Source organism: Guptibacillus spartinae (genome assembly GCF_028610625.1).
GTDB classification, from domain to species: domain Bacteria; phylum Bacillota; class Bacilli; order Bacillales; family Guptibacillaceae; genus Guptibacillus; species Guptibacillus spartinae.
Window position 1 is genome coordinate 544,827 of record NZ_JAQQWU010000002.1, and the last position, 7,504, is coordinate 552,330.

A 7,504-nucleotide genomic window follows, 5' to 3' on the forward strand; every position below is an offset into this window, starting at 1 on the left:
CACCCCTTTTTTGTAAGTAACCCCAGATGGGGGGGGGGCCTCCTTCCGCCCCCCCCCTCTCTCTCTTTAACGCTTATTACTATTTCTCCCACCATTACGACGGTTCGAGGACCCTCCCTTACGAGCTGAATGACCGGACCTACCTCTTTGATCATTTCTTCTTTGATCATTTCTTCTTTCTTCATAACGCTCTTCTCGCTCAGGCAGTGCACCTTCCACATTCTTTCTAGCAAGTTTCATTCCAATGCCTTTTTCAATCATTTGAATAAACGTTTGATCTTTGGCGGCTATGAACGTATAAGACGCACCATCTCCACCAGCACGGCCTGTTCGACCAATCCGATGGATGTAGCTCTCAGTATCTTGCGGAATGTCGTAGTTAAATACGTGCGTCACTCCTTCAATATCAAGGCCTCGTGCCGCTACATCTGTCGCCACAAGAAGCTGGATTTTTGCATCACGGAATCGTTTGATAACACTCTCTCGTTTAGATTGAGATAAATCACCATGCAGTTCATCAGATAGATATCCTCTTGCTTTCAAATCACCATTTAATTTACTAACTCTACGCTTCGTCCTACAGAAGATAATTCCCAGGAACGGTCGCACTTCGTCAATGGTTTCAGTAAGGGAACCAAATTTTCGTCGATCGGTTGTTTCAATAACAAACTGCTCAATTTCTTCAACGGTTTTCCCTTTCTCTTTCCCTCTAATCTTCTCAGGTGAACGCATAAATCGCTTGGCAAGTTGTTTAATATCGCTCGACATAGTTGCTGAGAAAAGAGCGGTTAGACGACTTTCTGGTGTTTCACTAATGATATCTTCCACTTCCCTGAGGAAACCAATATGCAGCATCTGATCAGCTTCATCTAGAACAAGGTAAGCTGTTTGAGATAAGTCAATCGTCTCTCTTCGTACATGATCGAGCAGACGTCCAGGTGTAGCCACCACGATGTGTACGTTCTTATTCAAATGTTTAATCTGTCTTTCTACATCCTGACCACCATATACAGCTAGGACATTAATATCCTGCCGCTCTTCTACTAACTTCATCAATTCTGATGTAATTTGGATCGCAAGCTCACGAGTTGGCGTCACAATGAGAGCTTGTACTTCTGGTGCTTCTGTATTTATTTTCTCAAGAATCGGCAGTAAGAAAGCAAATGTTTTTCCCGTGCCAGTCTGCGCCTGCGCAATAACGTCTTTTCCCTGTAACATCACGGGAATCGTTTCTCTTTGAATGTCTGTTGGGGTATTAATACCCTGAGCTTCAAGTTGTTTAATGAGACGTGAGTCCAGTCCCAATGTAGTAAATTCGTTCAAATTAGTCACCTCTTGTTTAGTATATCAATAATTCGCGTCTTCTTTCAGAGTGGATTTCACTCTCTTCCTCTGACCCTAACGATGTGAAAAGATTTGCTTTCATAAAAAAACTGCCTCCTTGACGACTGCTGAAGAGCGGTCAAGTAAGACAGCTTTTGCGAATTAGGCCTGATAATTGCCCATTACTTTTGAAACGTAATTTTGTGTTTCTTGGAATGGAGGAATTCCACCGTAACGATCAACATTTCCTGGTCCTGCATTATAAGCAGCTAAGGCAAGCTCAGTATTTCCATCGTATTTATCCATCATTTGCTTCATGTACTTCACGCCGCCCTCAATGTTTTGCCCGGGATCAAAAGGGTCTTTCACTCCTAAAGAAGCGGCAGTTGCAGGCATTAATTGCATTAACCCCATTGCCCCAGCACCGCTCACACTGTCTGACTTATAGCCTGATTCTTGTTTGATAATGGAATGAATGAGCTTAGGATCAACGTTATACTTCGCTGATAATTCTTCAATATATCCATCAATTTCAAGCGATGAAGAAGAGTAAGGATGGTTAGACGACATGGCGATCGGAGATTCAGTTGACACAGATAACATTGCTGGGGTTTTAGGAAACGTAAATTCTGGAGCGACTGCCTGTCCAGGATTTTGGTTAGAGAGAGCTTGTTCAAGCATATGAGTAAAGGAAAAAGTGGTCGGCTGATTACCTATTGAATTTCCTGGCTGTAACTGTCGAAAAGTTTGTAAGTCCATCATAGCACGTATAAGGTCTGCCTTCATTTCAACACCCCGGTGTAGTCTTTTTCATCATTATACCAGATTGAGAGTAGCAGTAAGTCCCTTTTCTTAAAGCAATCTATTTGGAATATGAATTAAAAAGTGCTATGATTTATTAAACTTATCAACTTACTAGGATTAACACTTCAGGAAAACGTCTTTTAGAGACCAGCTCCAAAAGACGTTACTATTAAGAAACAGTCATGTAATAAATGGGTTGTTTGCGCTGCTTCATGAGGATTTTTACAGCGAGTCGTGCTGCTTTACGATCCTCCGCAAGAACAATAATTTCTTTATCACATACCTCATTTTCTTTCGTCTGTCTTCCTAGATAAGAAAGCGGAATATTCTTTGCTTTTTCATAAGGCGTACGGTGCGAAAGAATATAATCTCTCACATCAATGAGACAATATTTATCATCATCAAACCGATCTAACTGAATCGGCTTCATATAAGAATATGGATAAACTACTCGCCATAATCCTAACGTTAAGACAGCCATTAGCGCACCTGCCATTCCCCATATCGCCATTCAAACTCTCTCCTTTTTAGCAGGGTTATTTCACTTTACCCTCCCATTTCATCATACCGCCAACCATGTTTTTTACTTCATAACCAGCTTCTTGCAAATATTCACACGCACGTTCACTACGACGTCCTGAACGACAAATCATAATATGCTCTTCGTCTTTGTTTATTTCATCAAGTCTTTCTGGAAGGGTACCAAGACGAATGTGCTTCGCTTCAGGAATCATTCCCTCTTCTACTTCTTCATCCTCACGTACATCGATTAACGAAACGTTCTTTCCATTATTAAGTAGCTCTTGAACCTCTTCAGGTGTCACTGTCTTAATTTCTTTACTCATAAAAACATACCCCTTTCGTACAATTTCCATATGATTTTTCAATAATATTCACTTTAACAAATTCAATCGTACATGATTTGTTTGTTCAATACAAGAAATCTCTCTTCTCCTCCTCTTAGTAGTATTCTCCACTCAAGAAAAGGGTTATTCTAAGTGAATTTGTTTGTTCTCTTTTACTATTTCCATACAAAAACCCTCTCCTTCATGTAGGAGAGGGTTTGGCATTAATTAGCGACAATGTTCACTAGTTTACCAGGAACTGCAATAACTTTGCGAAGAGTTTTGCCATCAAGTTGACCTTTTATTTTCTCATGTTCTAACGCAATTTCCTGCATTTCATCACGAGAAGCTTCTGTTGGAATGGATATCTTAGCACGTAGCTTTCCATTAATCTGTACAACAATTTCAACTTCGTCTACTGTCAGTTTGCTTTCATCAAACATTGGCCAGTTTGCATATGCAAGTGACTCACTGTGACCTAACGCACTCCAAAGTTCTTCTGCAAGGTGAGGCGCGATAGGGGAAAGCAACTTCACAAATCCTTCCATTAGCGTAACCGAAACTTTTTCCTGCTTATACGCTTCATTTACAAATACCATCATTTGAGAAATAGCGGTATTAAAGCGAAGTCCCTCCATGTCTTCGGTCACTTTCTTAACCGTTTCATGGTAAACCCGCTCCATGTCTTCTCCTGAATTTTCTTCAGATATGGAAGACTTTGTTAGATCGCCTTCACCAAATAAACGCCATACGCGATCAAGAAAACGACGAGCGCCATCGAGACCATTGTTTGACCATGCAATCGACCCTTCAAATGGCCCCATAAACATTTCATACAAACGAAGAGTATCTGCACCGTGGCTTTCAACAATTTCATCCGGATTAACAACATTTCCTTTTGATTTACTCATTTTCTCGTTATTTTCACCGAGAATCATTCCTTGATTTCGAAGACGCTGGAATGGCTCTTTTGTTGGTACCACTCCGATATCATATAGAACTTTATGCCAGAAACGCGCATATAGCAAGTGAAGAACAGCATGCTCTGCACCACCGATATACATATCGACTGGCAACCACTCATCTAGCTTCTTCGGATCAGCTAGCATTTCATCGTTATCAGGATCAATGTATCGAAGGTAATACCAGCAGCTTCCAGCCCATTGCGGCATTGTGTTCGTTTCACGTCGACCTTTCATTCCGGTTTTAGAATCAACAACGTTCAACCAATCCTCAATATTCGCGAGTGGTGATTCACCAGTACCAGACGGTTTAATCTCTGTTGTTTCTGGAAGAACAACAGGAAGCTCCTCTTTCGGGACGGCAGACATCGTTCCGTCTTCCCAATGGATAATTGGAATAGGCTCTCCCCAGTAGCGCTGACGACTAAACAACCAATCGCGAAGACGGTATGTTGTCTTTTTCGTTCCTTTCCCTTTTTCCTCTAACCATTCAATGCTTTTCGTAATGGCTTCTTCTTTTTCGAGATCGTTTAAGAAATCAGAGTTCACATGCTTCCCATCTTCTGTAAACGCTTCTTTCGTTACATCTCCTCCAGCCACAACTTCTTTTATCGGAAGGTTAAAGGCAGTTGCAAACTCATAATCTCGCTCATCATGAGCGGGAACAGCCATGATTGCGCCCGTCCCATAGCTCATAAGAACATAATCTGCTACCCAAATCGGAAGCTTTTCATTATTAATTGGGTTGATGGCATAGGCGCCAGTAAATTCACCCGTCTTTTCTTTTGAAAGCTCTGTGCGCTCAAGATCACTTTTTGTTTGAACTTTTGAACGATAACTTTCAACTTTTGAGATTTGCTCACTTGTTGAAATTTCATCAACAAGAGGATGCTCTGGTGCTAACACCATATACGTTGCGCCAAAAAGTGTATCTGGACGAGTTGTAAAAACTTCAATGGACTCATCATGGCCATCAATCTTAAAGGTTACTTCAGCACCTTCGGATTTCCCTATCCAGTTTCGCTGCATTTCCTTAATACTGTCAGACCAGTCAAGTTCTTCTAGATCCTCAAGCAAACGATCCGCATACTCTGTAATTTTCAATACCCACTGTTTCATTGGTTTACGAACAACTGGATGACCGCCGCGCTCACTTTTACCGTCGATGACTTCCTCATTCGCTAGGACAGTTCCTAATGCAGGACACCAGTTCACAGCTACTTCGTCGACGTATGCAAGACCTTTTTCATAGAGCTTAGTGAAAATCCATTGCGTCCATTTGTAATAACGTGGGTCCGTTGTGTTAATTTCTCGATCCCAATCATATGAGAAACCTAGTTCTTTTATTTGCCGACGGAACGTATCAATGTTCTTTTGTGTAAAATCACGTGGATTATTCCCTGTATCAAGTGCATATTGCTCTGCAGGAAGTCCAAATGCATCCCAACCAATTGGATGTAGCACATTGTATCCTTGCATTCTCTTCATGCGAGATAAAATATCTGTTGCCGTATAACCTTCAGGGTGCCCTACATGAAGACCTGCTCCAGATGGGTAAGGGAACATATCGAGTATGTAAACTTTCTCACCCTTAGCGTCATTCTCTGTTTTAAATGTTTTGTTTGTTTCCCAGAAGCGTTGCCACTTCTTCTCAATTGATTTGTGATCAAATGCCATTGCTACTCTCTCCTTCCAGTTCTTACAGAAAAATAAAAAACCTCCCATCCCCGTTGTTAATCAACAGGGACGAGAGGTTGAGAATCCAATATTCACAATCACCCGCGGTACCACCCGGCTTAGTGCTAAAGAAGCACTCACTTCAAACCTTTAACGCAGGCATACGGGTCACCTTACTCCATTCAGGTTCCGATTCAAAGGTGAGTTCACAAAGGTTCTATGTTAACTTCCACCAACCGTTAACTCTCTAGTAATAGAATCTCTGGTACTATTCCTTATCATTATCATTAACTTACATATATAATTTGTATTGTATGAAGACTTGTGAGAAATGTCAAGAACATTATCAGAATAGCCGTTTTTTTCGTGAATTATACATCCGCAGTCAAGGCCGACGGTTTTACTCGAATTCCTCTATCATAGAAAATCATCAGCATAGAACCTATAAGAACAATTCCTATTAACACAATAAATAAAGTGGAAATGCTTGAATTGTCTACAATGAATCCACCAAAGATTGGACCGAGCATTCTTCCGCCTGTTGCTGTACTATTGACTACTCCTTGATAGAATCCAGCGCGTCCCTGAGGGGCCAATGCATTCGCAACTGCTGGTACAGCAGGCCAAACAAACATCTCCCCAAAGGTGACAATTACCATCGCGATGGCAAAAGCAGTAAACGCTTCTGCTTTAATTAAAATCATTAATGATAGCACAAATAGAAAAATTCCAGCTACTATTTGACTTTTTAATGAATGTAACCAATTACGAATGATCGAAGCAAGAAGCGGTTGAGCAAGAACAATGAGAGTACCGTTAATCGTCCAGAGTAGACTATACTCTTGCATTGTTACACCAAGAGTCTGAGTATGTGCCGCAATGGTTGTTTGCCACTGAACATATACCATCCAACATAGTAAATAACCTGTGCAAAGAATGAAAAGTGCAGTAAAATGAGGTTTGCTTTTTATCAAACGTTCACCCGGTAAGCGATTCGTCCTTACCACTTTTCCACCATGAATGTTACGGAATCCAAATAAAACGAGTAGTAAGAAACTTGTAACCATGATGCCATTTCCAAGGAAAACGATATCAAATGACATCGATGCGAGTATGCCACCACAAGCAGCGCCAATCGCGACCCCTAGATTTTGAGCTACATAAACTCGATTAAAAGCGCGTCGCTCTCCCTCTGGCCAAACCGTACCTGCCATTGCGTACATAGCAGGAAAAGTGACTCCTGAACCAAAGCCCATGACCACTAGCATGATGACATAAGGAACCCAACTGTGGTTTACCGAAAGCGTAAACGCTCCAATCATAACGATTGTGGCGCCAACCAAAATGGAGCGGTACCCTCCAATTCGGTCGAATAAATAACCACCAATTAAATTCCCAAGAATACCTGCACCAGCATTACCGAGCAATACGAGACCAGCAATCGTAAGTGACTGACCGAGGTAATCATGGATATAAACCGTGTTAAGAGGCCATAGAAAAGACGAACCCGTTACATTAATCACCATACCAATTAATAAGAGCCAAAGTTTCCCCGGCAATACCATTCCCCCATTCTTTCCTTAAATCCAAGAATGATTTTATTCCACTTTTAAGGTATGCGCAACGCTAAACTTTCAGATCGTGAAATAACCTACGGTAACTGAACCAGAGAAGAGATCTGATCTCGAGCCTCAAACAAAAAGAAACGCACCCAATAAGGGTACGTTATCCTTTACGATGCTTTTTTTGACTCGCCGAATCGTCTTTAATATGTACCCTGTGTAAAGGACAGTTTAAAAAAGACTAGGCAATATTAAGAAGATGATTCCTGTATTGAACAGGGGTCATCTTTTTTAAGTTCCACTGACATCTATAGAGATTGTAATACATCAT

General features: G+C 41.2%; 7 protein-coding genes and 1 other annotated feature. All 7 genes read right to left on the minus strand.

The annotated features are described in order from the left end of the window. Positions 1-66 precede the first annotated feature (66 nt). Positions 67-1,332, minus strand: a complete 1,266-nt coding sequence (locus PQ511_RS06705) for a DEAD/DEAH box helicase (RefSeq protein WP_420541661.1) — start codon at positions 1,330-1,332, stop codon at positions 67-69. 153 nt (positions 1,333-1,485) lie between these two features. Next, on the minus strand, positions 1,486-2,109 hold the full coding sequence (locus PQ511_RS06710) for a lytic transglycosylase domain-containing protein (protein WP_273851121.1): 624 nt from the start codon (positions 2,107-2,109) through the stop codon (positions 1,486-1,488). Positions 2,110-2,296: 187 nt separating this feature from the next. Beyond that, positions 2,297-2,638 carry a rhodanese-like domain-containing protein gene (locus PQ511_RS06715; RefSeq protein ID WP_273851122.1) on the minus strand — a complete coding sequence of 114 codons (342 nt, stop codon included), beginning with the start codon at positions 2,636-2,638 and terminating at the stop codon, positions 2,297-2,299. A gap of 25 nt (positions 2,639-2,663) precedes the next feature. After that, positions 2,664-2,972 (minus strand): rhodanese-like domain-containing protein, encoded by a 309-nt coding sequence (locus PQ511_RS06720; RefSeq protein ID WP_273851123.1) that lies wholly within the window; start codon positions 2,970-2,972, stop codon positions 2,664-2,666. A gap of 224 nt (positions 2,973-3,196) precedes the next feature. Continuing rightward, entirely contained in the window at positions 3,197-5,611 is a 2,415-nt protein-coding gene (leuS, locus tag PQ511_RS06725) for a leucine--tRNA ligase (protein ID WP_273851124.1), read from the minus strand. 62 nt (positions 5,612-5,673) lie between these two features. Continuing rightward, positions 5,674-5,902, minus strand: a binding site (T-box leader). A gap of 80 nt (positions 5,903-5,982) precedes the next feature. Next, positions 5,983-7,176 (minus strand): MDR family MFS transporter, encoded by a 1,194-nt coding sequence (locus PQ511_RS06730; RefSeq protein WP_420541662.1) that lies wholly within the window; start codon positions 7,174-7,176, stop codon positions 5,983-5,985. 238 nt (positions 7,177-7,414) lie between these two features. Beyond that, on the minus strand, positions 7,415-7,504 hold a 90-nt coding region (locus PQ511_RS06735), incomplete at its 5' end, for an IS3 family transposase (protein ID WP_273851146.1).